Below are 16,774 nucleotides of genomic sequence, written 5' to 3' on the forward strand. Positions count from 1 at the left end.
TCAGGAATTGGTGCCGTAGCGCTTGCGCACACGGGACTTGAGGAGCTTTCCGGAGGCGGTGCGCGGGAGTTCGTCCGCGAGGACCACCGACTTCGGGATCTTGTACTTGGCGAGCTGTCCGGCGAGGGAGGCGAGGATCTCGTCGGCGTCGACCGTGGCGCCCTCGCGCGGCACGACGACCGCGCGCGGCACCTCGCCCCACTTCTCGTCCGGCACGCCGATGACGGCGCACTCGACGATGTCGGGGTGGGCGAGGAGGCGGTCCTCGATCTCGGCGGGGTAGATGTTCTCGCCCCCGGAGATGATCATGTCCTTGATGCGGTCGACGATGTAGACGTAGCCGTCCTCGTCGACGCGCGCCGCGTCGCCGGTACGGAACCAGCCGTCCGCGAAGGAGGCCGCCGTCTCCTCCGGCAGACCCCAGTAGCCGGACATCACGCTGGGCCCGCGCACCAGCACCTCGCCGTTCTCTCCCGGTGCGACCGGGGAGAGGCCCGGTCCGACCACGCGCACATCGCTGAAGAAGTGGGGGACACCGGCCGAGCCCGTCTTGCTGACCGAGTGCTCCCCGTCGAGGAAGAGCACGCCGAGCGCCTCGGTCATCCCGTAGCCCTGCAGGAAGGCCAGGCCGCGTGTCTGGTAGGTCTCGATGAGCGGGGTCGGCACGGGGGCGCCGCCGCAGCTGAGCATGCGCAGGCTGGACAGGTCCGCCTCCGCCCAGCGCGGATGGCGGGCGACCTGCTCGAACATCGCCGGCACCCCGAACATGTAGGTGATCCGGTGCTGCTCGACCAGTTCCAGGGTCTCGCCCGGGTCGAAGGCCTCGACGAGGACGCAGGTGCCGCCCTTCATCAGTACGGGCAGGGTGAGCACCGTGAGGCCCGCAATGTGGAACAACGGGGCGGAGACCAAGGCCCGTTCGTCGGCGTGGAGGTCCTTGTCGATGAGGAAGTTGACGGAGTTCCAGGTGACGTTGGCGTGCGAGAGCATCGCGCCCTTCGGGCGGCCCGTCGTCCCCGAGGTGTAGAGGATGAGGCAGGTGTCGTCGGCGGCAACGGGCTCGTCGATCGGTTCGTCCGTGGACGCGGCGAGCAACTCCTCGTATTCCGCGCCCACTTCGAGATACACGCGGACGTCCGTGCTGCCCGGCAGCCCGGCGACGAGGCCCGCGTGCGAGGAGCCGTAGACGAGGACCTTCGCGCCGGAGTCGGCGAGCTGGTAGGCGATCTCGGGGCCGGCCAGGCGGGTGTTCTGCGGTACGAAGATCGCGCCGAGCATGCCCGCTGCGAACAGGGTCTCCAGGAAGGAGGGGTGGTTGGGCCCGAGATAGGCGATCCGGTCGCCGCGCCGCACACCCCGGGCACGCAGGGCGTGGGCGAGGCGGGTGGTGCGGGTGTGCAGCTCGCCGTAGGTGACCGTCGTGCCGCCGTGGACCAGTGCGGTGCGGTGCGGGGTCTTGCGGGCCCGGCGTGCGGGCCATGACCCCAGTCCCTCGTTGCGCATCTACGGCCCCTTACGGCTTCGTCAGCCCGAGCAGACGGGCGGCGTTCTCCTTGAGGATCTTCGGCTTCACCTCGTCCTTGATCGACAGCTGCTCGAAGTCGCGGAGCCAGCGGTCGGGGGTCAGGACGGGGAAGTCGGAGCCGAAGAGGACCTTGTCCTTGAGCAGCGTGTTCGCGTACTGCACGAGCTGCGGCGGGAAGTACTTCGGCGACCAGCCGGACAGGTCGATGTGCACGCCCGGCTTGTGTGTGGCGACGGCGAGGGCCTCGTCCTGCCAGGGGAAGGACGGATGCGCCAGGATGATCTTGAGGTGCGGGAAGTCGGCGGCGACGTCGTCCACGTGGAGGGGGTTGGAGTACTTGAGCCTGATCCCGCCACCGCCGGGGACTCCGGCGCCGATGCCCGTCTGGCCCGTGTGGAAGAGGGCGATGGTGCCCGTCTCCTCGATCACCTCGTAGAGGTCGTACGCCACCGAGCGGTCGTTGGGGAAGAAGCCCTGGATGCTGGGGTGGAACTTGAACCCCTTCACCCCGTACTCCTCGACGAGGCGGCGAGCCTGCTTCACCCCCGCCTTCCCGCGGAAGGGGTCGATGGAGGCGAAGGGGATGAGGACGTCCGCGTTGGCGGCCGCGGCCTCGGCGACCTCCTCGTTCGGGACGGGCGCGGTGCCGGTGGCGGACTCGGCGTCGACCGTGAAGATCACGGCGGCCATCTTCCGCTCACGGTAGTAGGCGGCCGTCTCCTCCAGCGTCGGCTTCCGCTTGCCCTCGACCTTGAAGTAGGCGGAGGACGCGTCGTGCAGGTCGTCGTCCAGGGAGGAGTGGCCCTTGGAGGAGACCTCCGCGTGGGTGTGGACGTCGATCGCGACGAGTTCCTCGACATTGAGGGTCGTCATGCTCAGGCCTCCGGGAACTTCGGGGCGGGGACGCCGACGCTCTGCAGTTCGGCGCCGACCGAGGTGGGGAAGGCGTCGGCCAGGCTGTCGGGGGTCCAGCCGCCGTCGGCGTAGGCCGCCTTGATCTCCTGCGGATGCGACCAGAGTGCCACCTTGTCGCCGCCGATGCCGATGGCCTGGCCGGTGATCCCGCGCGCGGCCTCGGAGGCGAGGAACGGGACCAGGGCCGCGCAGTCCTCGGGGGTGCCGAAGCCCTCGCCCTTGCGCAGGAAGTCCGGGAGCGGCTCGCCGTTCTTCATGGCCTCGATGTACGGGGCGAAGGCGGGGATGGTCTCGGTCATCGCGGTCGCGGCGACCGGCACGATCGCGTTGACGGTGATGTTCGCGCGGCCCAGCTCCATCGACCAGGTGCGGGCGAAGGCGGCGATGCCGGCCTTGGCGGCGGAGTAGTTGGTCTGCCCGAAGTTGCCGCGCTGCCCGGCCGGGGAGCCGACCAGGATCAGGGTGCCGCCCTCGCCCTGCTCGCGCATCCGGATCGCGGCGGCGCGGGCGCAGGTGAAGGTGCCCTTGAGGTGGGTGGTGATCACCGCGTCGAAGTCCTCGTCGGACATCTTCCACAGCACCTTGTCGCGCAGGATGCCGGCGTTGGTGACCAGGATGTCGAGCCGCCCGAACTCCTCGACCGCGCGGCCGACCAGCCGGTCGGCGGCCTCGCTCGTCCCGACCGGGACCACCTCGGCGACGGCGGTGCCGCCGGCCTCGGTGATGGACTTCACCGCCGCCTCGGCCACGGCCTCGTCGACGTCGTTGACGACCACGGACGCGCCGTGGGCGGCCAGGGCGTGCGCGTAGGCGAGGCCGAGGCCCCGGCCGCTGCCGGTGACGACGGCGACCTTGCCGGTGAGATCGATGCTGGGCACGGGTGGGTCCCTTCACGAGGTGATGCGGATGGTGCGGCTGCTGCACCGCGACGTTCCGCACTGCGGCTTCGAGATCGAAGCTAAGAGCAATAATTGTTGACGTCAATAGTTGTTGAAGACCTCCGGGTGCGACATGCTGGAATCTGCACGAAGAACCGCGCCCCCGAGGGGCCGAGACCAGGGAGCCCGCCATCACCCGCCAGCACGCCACGAACGCAGCCTCGATCGACGCGGACGAGCCATGGATGCGTGGGCTGCACGCGGACACGGGCTACCTGCTCTACCGCCTGGGTCTGCGCTCCGGACAGCTGTTCAACGCCTTCCTGCAGGAGTCGGGGCTGCGCCTGCGGCACTACGCGGTCCTGCGCTTCCTCGCCACCTCCGACGGCGCCCTGCAGCGCGAACTCAGCACCCGCCTCGGCTACGACCCGAGCGCGATCGTCGGCCTGGTCGACGACCTGGAGAAGCTGGGCTTCGCCGAGCGCCGCCCCTCTCCCGACGACCGCCGCAGCCGCATCGTCGTCCTCACCGAGGACGGCCGCGCCTTCCTGCGCGACAGCGACGAGGCGGGCCTGCGCGCGACGAACGAGCTCTTCGAGCCACTCGAACCGGCCGAACGCGAGACGCTGCACGCGCTGTTGCTGCGGATCGCGGAGGATGGGCTCGGCTGAGCCGGAGGCTGATGCTGTGGGAGACCGCCCGGCCATGACCACCCGCTCCGCCCCCGACCGGCTGCTCGCCGTGCTCGCCGCGTTCGACCATGAGCACCCGGCACTGTCCCTCACGGACATCAGCCGGCGGGCCGGGCTGACCCTCACCACCGCCCACCGTCTGGTGGGCGCCCTCACCGACTGGGGCGCCCTGGAGCGGGACGGATCCGGCGTCTACCACGTCGGGCTCAGACTGTGGGAGGTCGCGGCACTGGCCCCGCGCGGACTCGCGCTGCGGCAGATCGCGCTGCCGTACCTGGAGGACCTGTACGAGGCGACGCACGAGAACGTGCAGTTGGCGGTGCGGGACGGCGGGGAGGTCGTCTACATCGAGTGGATCTCCGGTCGCAGCGCCGTCGGCGTGCACATACGCGTCGGGGCGCGCTGGCCGCTGCACGCCACCGGGGTCGGGCTGGCGCTGCTGGCGCACTGCGGTCCGGAGGTGCAGGAGGAGTACTGCGCGGGCCCGCTCGCGTCGTTCACGCCGTACACCATCACCGAGCCGGTGCGGCTGCGCCGGGTGCTGGCCGAGGTGCGGCGCACGGGAGTCGCGGTGAGCAGCCGGCAGGTCACCGACGACGCGCTGTCGGTGGCGGCCCCGGTGCGCGGGCCGGGCGGGGCGGTGGTCGCCGCCGTGTCGGTGGTGGTGCCGCAAGCCGAAGCGCAGGTACCGGTGTTGGCGCCCGCGGTGCGGCTTGCGGCACGCGGCATTTCGCGCGCCCTGGGGTGGCGGCCGGCGAAGGAGCCGTAGAGAGGTCGCTCAGCAGTTGCCGTGCATCGGTCTGCCCGCTAAGCGGTCGGTGAGCCAGTTGACCGAGTCGCCGATCGCCTGCGGGTCGCCGAGGAGATGGTCGCCCGCGTACGAGGTCCACTGCGTGGCCATCCCCGCGTCGCAGTAGGCGCGGCGCGTGCCCTGGCCGGTCTCGGCGGGGATCACCTCGTCGAGGAGACCGCGGTACTGCAGGACCGGGAAGCCGATCTCGTATCGGGCCCCGGATCCGGACGGGCCCACGCCGACGCCGAGTTTGTCGGTGTCGGCGATCTCGCCCCAGGTCGTGCCGTCGGGGCCGCGCAGGGCGTAGAGCTGGTCGAGGGTGAGCTTGTCCTTGGTGTAGTTCTCGATGTGGGCGCCGGTGAAGCGCGCGACGGTGCCGACCGCGCAGAGCGACTCGGCGTCCTTGACCGCCTTGCGGCCCGTGTCGTTGAGGAGTCCGTCGAACGGCATGTCCGGGTGGGTGACCGACAGTCCGATCACCGCGTCCACCAGGAACCCGGCAAAGGCCCCGCCGTCGAGCGCGTTCCCCACCTGCTTCAGGTCGCCCGGAACCCCGCCGGACGCCACGCCGGCCACCTTCACCTCGGGGGCGTACGACTTGGCGAGCTGCGCGGCCCACAGGCTGCCCGCACCGCCCTCCGAGTAGCCCCAGATACCGACCTGCGTGTCCGGGCTCACCCCGCTGCCGGGCAGCCGGGAGGCGGCGCGTACGACGTCGAGGACCGCATGTCCGGCGTCGGCGCCGGAGACGTACGGGTGGACCTGGCCGTCCAGGTATCCGGCGCCGTCGGTCGCCGCGACGGCGAACCCTGCCTTGAGCAGCGCCGCGATGTTGGGCCCCTCGTAGGCGTCCTGGTACTCGCCGGCGAGCTGCTTGGAGAAGGCGCACTGCGGTCCGATGCCGAGGGTGCCGGGTACGAACGCGACCAGCGGCCGCTTGCCCGGGCCCTGCCACGCCTCGCGGGGCACGATCACCGTGCCGGCGACGGTGTCTCTCCTGCCGTGGCCGTCGGTGGAGCCGTACTGCACCTTCCATGCGTTGATCGGGGTGCCGTTTCCCACCATGGGCAGGGAGTCGACCGTACGGCAGGCGATGACGTCGCCGGGGGCGGCGGTCGCGCTCACCGGTGGCCGGTAGATCGCGTCGTCGGGATCGGAACACGCCCCGCCCGTCCCGGCCGAAGCGGTCACGGCCGGAACGGCCAACAGCCCGCCGAGCAGGGCTCCGGTCCCGATGAGTGCGGCTCTCCCCTTCAGCGGTTTCCTCTTCGTCCTCTGTGCCGTCACCATCACAGCGTCCCTTTCTGCGCGATGAGTGAGGCCGCGAGATTACGAACGAGTTGGTGAGCACTGCTAGTTAAGGGATGACAAACCCGCCCCGTCCGGCTGCGCTCCGCTGACTAGCGCCCGACCGGCGCCGGATATCCCTCTCACCGGCGAGGCCCCGCCCCCGCACCCCTCGCGATACTGGAACGGCCCTTGCCCCGAGGAGCCGCCCATGTCCCCGCAGTCCTGGTTCACGCAGACCGCCGCGCGCCTGCGGACGGCGAATCCGTACGCCGTCGACGCCGCCCTCGCCGCGCTCGTCCTGTTCGCCGTCTCGCTGCAGTGGCTCTTCCCCGACGAGGGGGACGACCGGCTCACCTGGCAGGGCTGGCTGCTGGGTGCCGCGACGGCGGTGCCGCTGGTGTGGCGGCGGCGGGCACCGTTCACGACCGCGTGGGTCGTGTCGGCGGCCACGCCCGCGATGGCCGTCTACCACGCTCCCCCACCGGATGTGATGTACGGCGGGCTGGTCGTCCTCTACACCATGGCCGCCCGAGGTCTGCCCTGGCAGCGGCGCGTGATGCTGGCCGGCTGGGCGATCGGAGCCACCGTCACCATGCAGCACAAGGAGGACGCCCGCCCCTTCGAGTACGCCTTCCATCTGCTCTGCATCGCCTGCGCCTACGCCCTCGGACGGCTGGCCCGCGTCCAGCGCGCCTACACCGCGGAGCTGGAGGACCGGGCCCGGCGGGTGGAGCGGGAGCGCGCCGCGGACACCGCGCGGGCCATCGCCCAGGAACGCGCCGGGATCGCCCGGGACATGCACGACATCCTCGCCCACGCGGTGAGCCTCATGGTCGTCCAGGCGGAGGCGGGCCCGGTCGTGGTGCGCAGTGATCCGGAGCGTGCGGAGGCCTCCTTCGACGCGATCGCGGCCGCCGGGCGGGACGCGATGGCGCAGTTGCGCCGGATCCTCGGGGTGCTCAAGGAGGAGCAGGGCAACGGCACTTCACCACAGCCGGGCGTGGCGGCACTTCCGCGACTGCTGCAACAGGTCGGCGAATCGGCGGGCCTGCGGGTCGAGCTGCACACCACGGGCCGACCGCACCCCCTGCCCGCGGACGCCGAGGTCGCCGCCTATCGCGTGGTGCAGGAGGCCCTGACCAACACCGTGAAGCATGCGTACGCCGCTTCCTGCGCGACCGTCGAACTCGACTGGACGGAGGACCTGTTGACCCTCACGGTGACCGACGACGGACAGGGCCCCGCGGCACCCGGCGGCGGGCACGGGCTGATCGGCATCCGGGAGCGGGCCGCCGCCTGCGGGGGCAGCGCCGAGGCCGGACGCGGTCCCGACGGCGGCTTCCGGGTCGTCGTACGCCTGCCTGCCGCCGCCGACCGTCAGGCGGCCCTCGGGTGAGCATCCGGGTGGTCGTCGCCGACGACCAGGAGCTGGTCCGCAGCGGTTTCAGCATGATCCTGGAGGCGCAGCAGGACATCGAGGTGGTCGCCGAGGCCGGCGACGGCGCCCAGGCGGTCGCGGCCGTCCAGCAGCACACGCCGGACGTGCTGCTCCTGGACATCCGGATGCCGCTCATGGACGGGCTGGAGGCGGCACGGCGGGTGTGCGCGCAGTCCTGCTGCAAGGTCGTCATGCTGACCACCTTCGACCTGGACGAGTACGTGTACGAGGCGCTGTACGCGGGCGCCAGCGGCTTCCTCCTCAAGGACGTGCGCCGCGACGACCTGGTGCACGCCGTACGGGTGGTCGCGGCCGGCGACTCGCTGCTCGCGCCGACGGTGACGCGGCGGCTGGTCGCGGACATCGTGCAGCGGCGCCGCGAGCAGGCCGCCGCCTCGGTCACCCCGCAGCGGCTGGACGCGTTGACCGCCCGGGAGGTGGAGACGCTGCGGCTGCTGGCCCGCGGCCTGTCCAACGCCGAGATCGCCACGGCCTTCTTCGTGAGCGAGCACACCGTCAAGACCCATGTCAGCAACGTGCTGAGCAAGCTGGGGCTCAGAGACCGGGTGCAGGCGGTGATCTGCGCGTACGAGACGGGGCTGGTGACGCCGGGGTCCGCCTAGCCGCCGAGCTCCTCGAAGAGGGTCAGTTGCAGGGCGCCCGGGGCCTCGAGCCGGGAGTTCAACGAGTTCCACGGGGTGCGTGTCGGTTCGGCGACCACGTCCGCTCCCGCCGCGGCCAGCTTCGCCGTTGTGGCGGCCGAGTCGTCCACCTGGAAGGCGACCCGGATGTGCCCGGCCACGCGGCGGCCCACCTCGACCTCGTCGATGAAGTCGGCATGGTGGGGGTCGGTCAGCTCCAGGGTGGCCCGCCCCGCCTCGAGGATGGTGACCCGGCCGTCCGGCGAGGAGAACGCGGCACGCTCGGGCAGGCCGAGGACGTCACGGTAGAAGCGCAGTGCCTCGTCGTAGTCGTCGGCGGTGACGACGAGGCGGAGTTCACGGACAGCGGGTTCGCCGGACATACGGGCTCCTCGAAGATCGCGGCTGCTTCGTTCCGACAACCGCCCCAACCGTACGAACGATTCCCGCCGCTCCCTCTCCGGAGGGAGCCGGGGTCCCGCCTCCCCCGCACGACCGATGCCTCGAAACCGCTCCCTCCGGCGATTCGGTACACCCCCGTCGGCACGAGCCTGAGGGCAATGGCAACCGACGACCCGCCGGGAGGGACCGTGCTCTCCACACTCGCCCGGGCAGCTACCCGCCGCCCGCTGACCGTCATCCTTCTGTGGGTGCTCTTCCTGCTGCTCGGCTTCGGGCTGGGGACGGGCGTCTTCGGGCGGCTCTCCGACAACGTGCCCGAGGTGCCGGGCACCGAGTCGGAGCGGGCCGCCCAGTACCTGGACCGCGTCGACCCGACGGGCGAGTCGATCACCGCCGTCGTCGCGGGGACCGCCGTCTCCGACCCCGGACTTCACGAGCAGGTCGAGCGGGCCGTGGCCGACGTACGCGGTATCACCGGTGTCGCCGCGGTCCCGGACCCGTACCGGACCCACGGTCTGACCGCCGCCGACGGGCAGGCCCTGATCGTCCCCGTCACCTTCAAGGGCGGTCTCGGCGACGACGCCGAGGAGAAGGCGGTGGACGCGGCGGCCGACCGGATCAAGCAGATCGACGCGCCCGAAGTACACGTCAGCGGCGGCCCGATGCTGGGCAAGCAGCTGGGTGAGCGTGCCCAACAGGACGTGAAGAACGCCGAGTTGATCTCGCTGCCCGTCGTACTCGCCCTGCTGCTCGTCGTGTTCGGCGGGCTGCGCGCGGCCGGGCTGCCGCTGGTGATCGCGGTGAGCGGGATCGCGGGCGCCTTCCTGGCACTGTTCGGCTTCAGCCAGGTCACCGACATCTCGGTGTACGCGATCCAGGTGACGACCATGCTGGGCCTCGGACTCGCCGTGGACTACGCCCTGTTGATGCTGGTCCGCTTCCGTGAGGAGCGCCGCAGCACCGAGGATGTCGTGGAGGCGGTGCACCGGACGGTCGCCGCGGCCGGGCGGACGGTGCTGTTCTCCGGGCTCACGGTGGCCGTCAGCCTGACCGGTCTGCTCGTCTTCCCCAGCGTGTTCCTGCGCAGCATGGGCCTGGCGGTGGCCGCCGTGGTCGTCATCGACATGCTGGCCGCGCTGACGCTGCTGCCGGCGCTGCTGGCCAGGTTCGGCGCGAAGATCGCCCCTGCGAAGGCCCTGCCGGAGGGCGAGGAGGGCCGCTTCTTCGCCCGCGTGGCCCGCTTCTCGGCCCGCCGCCGCCTCGCCGTCCTGGCCACGGTCGTCCCGGCCCTGCTCGTCCTGGCGCTGCCCGTCACCGGCATGAAGATCGAGATCGGCGACGCGACCCAGCTGCCCGCGAGCACCGAGGCACGGCAGTTGTACGACACGGTCGACGCGCACTTCCCGGCGGGCACGGGGGTCTCGCCGGTCACCGTCGTCCTGAAGCCGGGCACCGACTCCTCGACCGCGGACCGGATCCGCGCCCTGTCCCGGACTGCGCAGTCCCGCGAACTGCCCGGCGGCGCCACGGTCGTACAACTCCAGCCGTCCGGCAGGGTCGACGGCAAGGAGGCCACCGACCTGGTCAAGCAGGTACGGGAGCTGCGCGGCACCGCACCGGTCCAGGTCACCGGGCCCGCCGCCCGTCTGGTCGACTTCCGCGCGATGCTCTCCGACCGGGCGCCCTGGGCCGCCCTGACCGTGCTGGCCGGCATCTTCATCCTGCTGTTCGCGTTCACGGGCTCGGTGCTGATCCCGCTGCGCACCATCCTGACCACGCTGCTCAGTCTGGGCGCCGCGCTCGGCGTGGTGGTGTGGGTCTTCCAGGACGGCCACCTGGCCGGCGCGCTGGGCGCCGAGGGCCTGGGCGCGCTGAGCCTGACCGCCCCGCCCCTGATCGTTGCGATCGCCTTCGGACTGGCCATGGACTACGAGCTGTTCATCCTGGCCCGGATGCGGGAGGCACGGGGCCGGACGGGGGACGACCAGGAGGCCGTGGTGACCGGTCTGCGCCGCTCCGGCCGCGTGGTCACCTGCGCCGCCCTGCTCCTCGCCGTCGTCTTCGGCGCCTTCATGACGGGCGGCTTCTCCCCCATCCTCCAGATCGGCCTGGGCCTCACCCTCGCGGTCCTGATCGACGCGACGGTCGTACGCATGCTGCTGGTTCCGGCGACGATGACGCTGCTGGGACGCCGGGCGTGGTGGGCGCCGGGGTCGCTGCGGCGGGTGCACGACAGGTTCGGCTTGCACGAAGTTCCCGCTCCACGCCGGGAGTTGACGCACACCTGAGGGCACAGCCCAAGGCCGCGCGGTTCACTGCGCCCCTTCAGGGGCGCGGGGAACTGCGCGAACAGCCACGACGCACCCGCAGACGCCCAACAACAAATCGCGGCAATTCCGATTGCGCCAAACACAGCCTCAGGCCGGCAGGCCGGCCCGCATCCGCCGATCGCGCGGCGCCTCCTTGCGGTCCAGGCGGGTGTCCAGCAGGCGGCGGGCGGCGTCGCAGCGGCCCGCCGACACCAGAGCGTACAGAAGCGTCTCCTCGACGACTTCGCGTTGGGCGGCGCTGCCGCCGACCCTGTGCAGCACCGGCAGCAACCCGTCCAGCCCGCGCGCGGCCTCGTGGAAGCGCTCCTCGACGAGTGCGGCAAAGGCCTCGCACAACGGCACGATCACCTCCCGCTGCACGGCGTCGGCGCCCGCCGCATGGTCCCGCAACCGATGCAGCGCCGCCAGATCCCCCGCAGCGGCCAGCGCCACAGCGGCATGCAGGGCCGTGAAGGCGGTCGCCGGACGTTCCAGGACGTCCCGGGCGACCGTGTCCAGGACGTCCCCGGCGGGCAGCTCGCCCCGCCAGCTGTCGCTCAGCCGGGCCCGCCACAGCAGCGACCCCGAGTCGACCAGCGCCCGCACCCCGGTCACCACCCGGCCCGGTGCGAGCTGTGCGAACCAGCGCCTGCGCACCGCCGCCGGGTCGTCGAGGGCGAGTTCGTGCAGGGCGATGTGCCAGGAGAAGTGGGCCCTGTGGACGGCGCCCCGGCCCTGCCCGGACACCCAGCCGTCCAGCCAGTCGCGGCCCGCCTCGTGCACGCCGGACTCGTAGTGGACGTGGGCGAGGGCGTGCACGGCATGCCCCGAGGCGGGCTCCAGGGCCAGGGCGCGGTGGGCGAGTTCACCGGCCTCGTGCAGCCGGCCCTGCTCCTGTCGCAGAAAGGCGAGCAGCGAGGTGTGGAACCAGTGGCCGTCGTAGGCGGGGGTCGTCCGCTCGACCAGCCGCAGTGCGTGGTCGTCGTCGAGGTCGGTGACGCCGGAGAAGGCGATGGTGGGCACGGCGGCGGCCAGCGCGAGCGCATCGGCGGGGTGCGCGTCGAGGTGGCGTACGAGGGCCGTGTCGCCGTCGTCGCCGTGCACCCGGCGCGTGACCACGTCCACGAAGGAACGCTCCCGCTCGTCGGCGTGTTCGCGCGCGGAGCGCTGCGCCTCGGCGAGTGCCCGCGGTACGTCGACGGCGGCGCCGCACTCATGGCCGAGCAGGGCGAGGGCCGCGTGACCGAGAGCGAACCCGGGGTCGAGGGCGACGGCTCTGGCGAAGGCGTCCTCGGCGCCGGCGCGGACCTTGAGGACCCGGTTGAGGCCGGATCGGTAGGCGGCGGCCGCCTCGGCGTGGGTGGAGAGGGCGAGTCCGTGTCCGTCGACGGGACGCCGGGAAGTGCGGGGCCTGCCCGTCCTCCCCGTCAGCGGGGCGAGCAACTGCCCTGCCAGGGCTGCCGCCTGGACGCGTATCTCGGGGATCGCGGTGGTCTCCCACAGTTCGCCGCGGCGCGGGGCGCCCAGCGTGAACAGCGGCCGGTCCGCGCGGCCCTCCGAGTCCAGCAGCCGCCCGTCGCGGGTGGCCACGCCCATGCCGAGCGGGCCCGGCACCGCGGCCCCGGAGGCGAACAGGGAACGCCACAGGGGGTCGTCGAACCGTCGGCCCGGGCCGGTGCAGTCGATCACCCAACCGACGTGCAGGGTACGGCCGTTGGAGAGGGTGACCCTGAGTGAACCGTCGTGCTCCACCGCGTCCGTCACCGCGCCGGTGTGGACGGTGAGCCGTCGGGCCGTACGGGCCCGGGCGACGGACTCGGCGGTGGCGGGGGCCATGCGGTGGCGGTGGGTGTTCCACAGGGCGCCCTCACGGGCGAGGAACTCGGCCCGGTCCTCGGGGGTGAGGCTCTCCCAGAGGCGGGCGGTGTGCGGGCGCAGGCTGTCGAGGGCGGGGCGCCAGTCTCCGTGGGTGCGCACGGACCGGCTGATGTGGCGGTAGACGGCCCGGCGGAGGCGGCCCAGCGAGGCGTCGTCGAGGCCCTCGGGCGCGCCCATCTGGCCGGCCGGGGTGAGGGCGTGCGGCTGGGGCAGCAGGCCGCTGCGGGAGAGGGCGTGGACCGTGCGGCCGGGACGGTCGAGGGTGAGGGAGAGGTCGACGGCCGTCAGTCCGGTGCCGACGAGGAGGACGTCGGCGGTGTCGGAGAGCGGGCCGTCCAGCGCGCCCGTGGCCCAGGGTGCGGCGACGAAACGGGCCGAGGCGCGCAGTGCCGGCGGGGCCCAGGTCGGGGAGGGGGCGGCGGGCCCGGTGGCCAGGACCGCGCTGTCGACGGTGAGGTGTCCTCCGTCGGCGAGGTGGAGCGTCGGCCGGCCCTCGGGGGTGCCGGTGCAGCTCTCGGCGCGGGTGCGCAGCCGTCGTACCGTCACCGTGCCCTGGGCTCGAACGATGGCCTGCGCGAGGGTGTCGGCGAGGTAGGCGCCGTAGCGGTAGCGGGTGGCGAAGTCGGCCGCTGTGACGGACGGTTCGCCGTGGCGGCACAGCCAGCGGGTGAAGTGGCCGGGGTCGTCGGGGTAGCAACTCATGCCGCCCGCGGGCACGTTGAGGCGGTGGCGCGGGTCGCGTGTGGCGTACGCGGCGCCGCGGCCTGCCTCCGGGGCCGGGTCGAGAAGGACGAGGCCGAGCGGTGTCCGGCGGCGCGTCGCCGTCTCGCAGAGCTGGACGGCGGTCAGCGTTCCCGCCGCGCCTGCTCCTACGACGGCCACGGTGTGCGGCTCGCGGACTTCGGTCACGTCATACCTCCGGCGGTGGTCGGTCGGCCCCGGTCGGGCCGCTCATACTCTGTTCACAATCCCCGGACCCTCCACAACCGCGGTTTCGGTCCTTCTCACGGCGATTCCTCACAGGAATCTCAGGAATCGATCGAGAAATTCAAAGGATCAACAAATCTGCGCGGCGCAGGATGCACCCGGAAAAGGTGGACATCCCAGAAAGGCCTGCCGTGGGCGTCTCGCACATATCGAACCGGTCTCAGCAGTCGCAGAAGTGGTCCCGGCGTGGAGTACTGAGCGCGCTGGGCGCGGTGCCCGCCGCCGCGGCACTGACCGGATGCAGCAGCTCCGCGGGCGCCTCCGAGGGGACGACGAAGTCCGGCGAATCCGCGGCCGCCGCCTCAAAGAAACCGACCGTCTCGGTCACACCCGCCGACGGCACCAGGAAGGCCGCCTTCACCAGCCCCGTCGAGGTCACCGTGACCGACGGCATCCTCGCCTCGGTGAAGGTCACCGGCAACGACGGCTCCGCACTGGCCGGTTCGCTCAACGACGCGAAGACCAGGTGGACGTCGGCGAAGAACCCGTACTCCGGGATGAAATACACGGTGACGGCCACCCCGGAGGGCGCCGCGGCACAGACTGCGACCTTCACCACCAGGTCACCCGGCGAGACCTTCGTCGGCTACTTCACGCCCGAGGCGGGCTCCACCTCCGGCGTCGGCATGCCCGTGTCGATCAACTTCACGCCCGCCGTGAAGGACCGCGCCACCGTCCAGAAGGCCATCACCGTCACCGCGGAGCCCGCCGTCGAGGTGGTCGGCCACTGGTTCAGCGACACCCGCCTCGACTTCCGCCCGCAGACCTACTGGGCCTCCGGCACGAAGATCACCCTCAGCCTGCGGCTGAAGGACGTCGAGGGCGCAGGCGGCGTCTACGGCGTGCAGAACAAGGACGTCACCTTCCACATCGGCCGCGCCCAGATCAGTACGGTCGACCTCGCCACCAAGGAGATGGCGGTCGAGCGGGACGGCGAGACGCTCGCCACCTACCCGGTCAGCGGCGGCAACGCCCAGCACACCACCTGGTCCGGAATCATGGTGATCAGCGAGCGGTTCAAGCAGACCCGCATGGAGTCCTCCACGGTCGGGCTCGGCGACGAGTACGACATCTCCGACGTGCCGCACGCCCAGCGTCTGACCACGTCCGGCACGTTCGTGCACGGCAACTACTGGGCGTCCGGCTCGGTGTTCGGCCACCAGAACACCAGCCACGGCTGCGTGGGCCTGCACGACGCGAAGGGTGCGGACGACAGCTCCGTGGCGGGCTACAAGTTCTACGACTCCTCGATGCTCGGTGACGTGGTCATCGTCAAGAACTCCGGTGAGAAGACCGTCGACCCGGCCAACGGGCTCAACGGCTGGAATCTGTCATGGTCGGAGTGGAAGGCGGGGAGCGCGCTTTAGCACGTTTGCACCGTTCAGGGGGTGAACTTCGGCCGCCGGAAAGGACTTTCCTTGCTTTAACTCTTGACGGTTCTGGTGGCGGAGAGCACATTGGGCCCACTTTGAGAGCGCTCTCAAGGGCACCCCACAGCCCATCACTCCGCAACCGGGAGGCACCCCCATGAGTGCAACCTCCGGCATACCCAGACGGCGACGCGCGCTCCTCGCCGTGCTCAGCACGCTCGGCCTGGCGGCCGCGCTCGCCACGGCCGCCACCCAGTCCGCCGACGCCTCGGCGCCCACACCCCCGTCGGGCTGGACGCAGGTCTTCCTCGACGACTTCAACGGCTCGGCCGGAACCGGCGTCAACACCTCCAACTGGCAGTACGACACCGGTACTTCGTACCCCGGCGGCGCCGCCAAATGGGGCACCGGCGAGGTCGAGACGATGACGAACAGCACCAGCAACGTCTCGCTCGACGGCAGCGGCAACCTCCGCATCACCCCGCTGCGCGACTCCGCGGGCAACTGGACGTCCGGCCGTATCGAGACCAACCGCACCGACTTCCAGCCCCCGGCCGGCGGCAAGCTGCGCGTCGAGGCCCGCCTCCAGATGCCCAACGTCACCGGCGATGCCGGTGCGGGCTACTGGCCGGCGTTCTGGATGCTGGGCGCCCCCTATCGCGGCAACTACCAGAACTGGCCGAGCGTCGGCGAGCTGGACATCATGGAGAACGTCCAGGGCATCAACAAGGTCTGGGCGACGATGCACTGCGGTACGAACCCGGGCGGCCCGTGCAACGAGACGACGGGCCTCGGCAATTCGACGGCATGCCCCAACACGACGTGCCAGTCGGGCTTCCACACCTACACCATGGAGTGGGACCGCTCGGTCACCCCCGAGGCGATCCGCTTCTACGTCGACGGCGTCAACTACCAGACCGTCACGGCCAGTCAGATGGACGCCACGACCTGGGCCAACGCCACCAACCACGGTTTCTTCGTCATCCTGAACGTGGCGATGGGCGGCGCCTTCCCGGCCGCGTTCGGCGGCGGCCCGACCAGCGCCACGGAATCCGGCCACCCGATGCTCGTGGACTACGTCCAGGTCCTGTCGAGCGGCGGGAGCACGACCACACCCCCGCCCTCCGGCAACCGTGACGCCTACAGCGCCATCCAGGCGGAGTCCTACGACGGCCAGTCCGGCACCGCCACGGAGAGCACCTCCGACACCGGCGGCGGCCAGGACCTCGGCTCCCTGGCCAACGGTGACTGGGCCCTCTACAAGGGCGTCAACTTCGGCTCCACGGCGGCCACACAGTTCTACGCACGCGTGGCGAGCGGCGCCGCGTCCGGGGTCAGCGGCCTGGTCGAGGTACGCCTGGACAGCCGTACCGCCACACCGATCGGCAGCTTCGCCCTCGCCAACACGGGCGGCTGGCAGTCCTGGAGGACGGTCCCGGCCAACATCAGCGCGGTGACCGGCACCCACGACGTCTACCTGACCTTCACCAGCGGCCAGCCGGCCGACTTCGTGAACGTGAACTGGTTCGACTTCGGGCACTGACACGGCTTGCAACGCTGCCCCGCGGGGATCCGCCCCCATGGGGCAGCGCCCAAAGGGGGCGCGGGGAACTGCGCGACCAGCCACGAACTGCCCGCAGACCGTCGACGGCACCG

General features: G+C 71.6%; 13 protein-coding genes. 7 read left to right on the forward strand and 6 right to left on the reverse strand.

Annotated elements, in window-relative coordinates; all coding sequences use genetic code 11:
- From IH68_RS0118595 to IH68_RS0118605, 3 genes are read right to left on the reverse strand one after another with little or no spacing between them, the layout of a single operon-like run.
- Complete coding sequence (locus IH68_RS0118595) at positions 1–1,503, reverse strand: acyl-CoA synthetase (RefSeq protein ID WP_030936490.1); 1,503 nt, start codon at positions 1,501–1,503, stop codon at positions 1–3.
- A 10-nt stretch (positions 1,504–1,513) separates the two neighbouring features.
- Positions 1,514–2,398, reverse strand: a complete 885-nt coding sequence (locus IH68_RS0118600; RefSeq protein WP_030936492.1) for an amidohydrolase family protein — start codon at positions 2,396–2,398, stop codon at positions 1,514–1,516.
- A gap of 2 nt (positions 2,399–2,400) precedes the next feature.
- Complete coding sequence (locus IH68_RS0118605) at positions 2,401–3,318, reverse strand: SDR family NAD(P)-dependent oxidoreductase (protein ID WP_030936495.1); 918 nt, start codon at positions 3,316–3,318, stop codon at positions 2,401–2,403.
- A gap of 245 nt (positions 3,319–3,563) precedes the next feature.
- Between IH68_RS0118605 and IH68_RS0118610 the strand changes: the two genes are divergently transcribed.
- Entirely contained in the window at positions 3,564–3,989 is a 426-nt protein-coding gene (locus IH68_RS0118610) for a MarR family winged helix-turn-helix transcriptional regulator (RefSeq protein ID WP_030936497.1), read from the forward strand.
- Between the two features lie 34 nt (positions 3,990–4,023).
- Positions 4,024–4,779 (forward strand): IclR family transcriptional regulator, encoded by a 756-nt coding sequence (locus IH68_RS0118615; protein ID WP_030936499.1) that lies wholly within the window; start codon positions 4,024–4,026, stop codon positions 4,777–4,779.
- A gap of 9 nt (positions 4,780–4,788) precedes the next feature.
- Here the strand turns inward: IH68_RS0118615 and IH68_RS0118620 are convergent, their stop codons facing one another.
- Positions 4,789–6,093 carry a lipase family protein gene (locus IH68_RS0118620; RefSeq protein WP_051833541.1) on the reverse strand — a complete coding sequence of 435 codons (1,305 nt, stop codon included), beginning with the start codon at positions 6,091–6,093 and terminating at the stop codon, positions 4,789–4,791.
- 208 nt (positions 6,094–6,301) lie between these two features.
- Between IH68_RS0118620 and IH68_RS0118625 the strand changes: the two genes are divergently transcribed.
- A complete protein-coding gene (locus IH68_RS0118625) occupies positions 6,302–7,489 on the forward strand; it encodes a sensor histidine kinase (RefSeq protein WP_030936504.1) in 1,188 nt (395 codons plus the stop codon).
- Complete coding sequence (locus tag IH68_RS0118630) at positions 7,486–8,154, forward strand: response regulator (protein ID WP_030936506.1); 669 nt, start codon at positions 7,486–7,488, stop codon at positions 8,152–8,154. Before IH68_RS0118625 ends, IH68_RS0118630 begins: the two co-directional genes overlap by 4 nt.
- Here IH68_RS0118630 and IH68_RS0118635 read toward each other — a convergent pair.
- Positions 8,151–8,555, reverse strand: a complete 405-nt coding sequence (locus IH68_RS0118635) for a VOC family protein (protein WP_030936508.1) — start codon at positions 8,553–8,555, stop codon at positions 8,151–8,153. The two genes, IH68_RS0118630 and IH68_RS0118635, sit on opposite strands and share 4 nt — an antisense overlap.
- A 207-nt stretch (positions 8,556–8,762) precedes the next feature.
- Between IH68_RS0118635 and IH68_RS0118640 the strand changes: the two genes are divergently transcribed.
- Positions 8,763–10,862: an MMPL family transporter gene (locus IH68_RS0118640; RefSeq protein ID WP_030936511.1), complete on the forward strand. Its 2,100-nt coding sequence runs from the start codon at positions 8,763–8,765 to the stop codon at positions 10,860–10,862.
- Positions 10,863–10,991: 129 nt separating this feature from the next.
- On the opposite strand, the gene IH68_RS0118645 is transcribed toward IH68_RS0118640, so the two are convergent.
- Positions 10,992–13,670 carry an FAD/NAD(P)-binding protein gene (locus IH68_RS0118645; protein WP_030936512.1) on the reverse strand — a complete coding sequence of 893 codons (2,679 nt, stop codon included), beginning with the start codon at positions 13,668–13,670 and terminating at the stop codon, positions 10,992–10,994.
- Between the two features lie 209 nt (positions 13,671–13,879).
- Here IH68_RS0118645 and IH68_RS0118650 point away from each other — a divergent pair, with 209 nt between their 5' ends.
- Both IH68_RS0118650 and IH68_RS0118655 read left to right on the forward strand, forming a co-directional pair.
- Positions 13,880–15,115 (forward strand): L,D-transpeptidase, encoded by a 1,236-nt coding sequence (locus IH68_RS0118650; protein WP_030936514.1) that lies wholly within the window; start codon positions 13,880–13,882, stop codon positions 15,113–15,115.
- A 160-nt stretch (positions 15,116–15,275) separates the two neighbouring features.
- A complete protein-coding gene (locus IH68_RS0118655; protein ID WP_030936518.1) occupies positions 15,276–16,661 on the forward strand; it encodes a glycoside hydrolase family 16 protein in 1,386 nt (461 codons plus the stop codon).
- The last annotated feature ends 113 nt before the right edge of the window (positions 16,662–16,774 follow it).

The organism is Streptomyces sp. NRRL S-646, from assembly GCF_000720765.1.
Taxonomy (GTDB): domain Bacteria; phylum Actinomycetota; class Actinomycetes; order Streptomycetales; family Streptomycetaceae; genus Streptomyces.

Excerpts from the sequence above, each read along its gene's own strand:
- IH68_RS0118595 (WP_030936490.1), bottom strand. The coding sequence starts at position 1,503 with ATGCGCAACGAGGGACTGGGGTCATGGCCCGCACGCCGGGCCCGCAAG.
- IH68_RS0118600 (WP_030936492.1), bottom strand. The coding sequence starts at position 2,398 with ATGACGACCCTCAATGTCGAGGAACTCGTCGCGATCGACGTCCACACC.
- IH68_RS0118610 (WP_030936497.1), top strand. The coding sequence starts at position 3,564 with ATGCGTGGGCTGCACGCGGACACGGGCTACCTGCTCTACCGCCTGGGT.
- IH68_RS0118615 (WP_030936499.1), top strand. The coding sequence starts at position 4,024 with ATGACCACCCGCTCCGCCCCCGACCGGCTGCTCGCCGTGCTCGCCGCG.
- IH68_RS0118620 (WP_051833541.1), bottom strand. The coding sequence starts at position 6,093 with ATGGTGACGGCACAGAGGACGAAGAGGAAACCGCTGAAGGGGAGAGCC.
- IH68_RS0118625 (WP_030936504.1), top strand. The coding sequence starts at position 6,302 with ATGTCCCCGCAGTCCTGGTTCACGCAGACCGCCGCGCGCCTGCGGACG.
- IH68_RS0118635 (WP_030936508.1), bottom strand. The coding sequence starts at position 8,555 with ATGTCCGGCGAACCCGCTGTCCGTGAACTCCGCCTCGTCGTCACCGCC.
- IH68_RS0118655 (WP_030936518.1), top strand. The coding sequence starts at position 15,276 with ATGAGTGCAACCTCCGGCATACCCAGACGGCGACGCGCGCTCCTCGCC.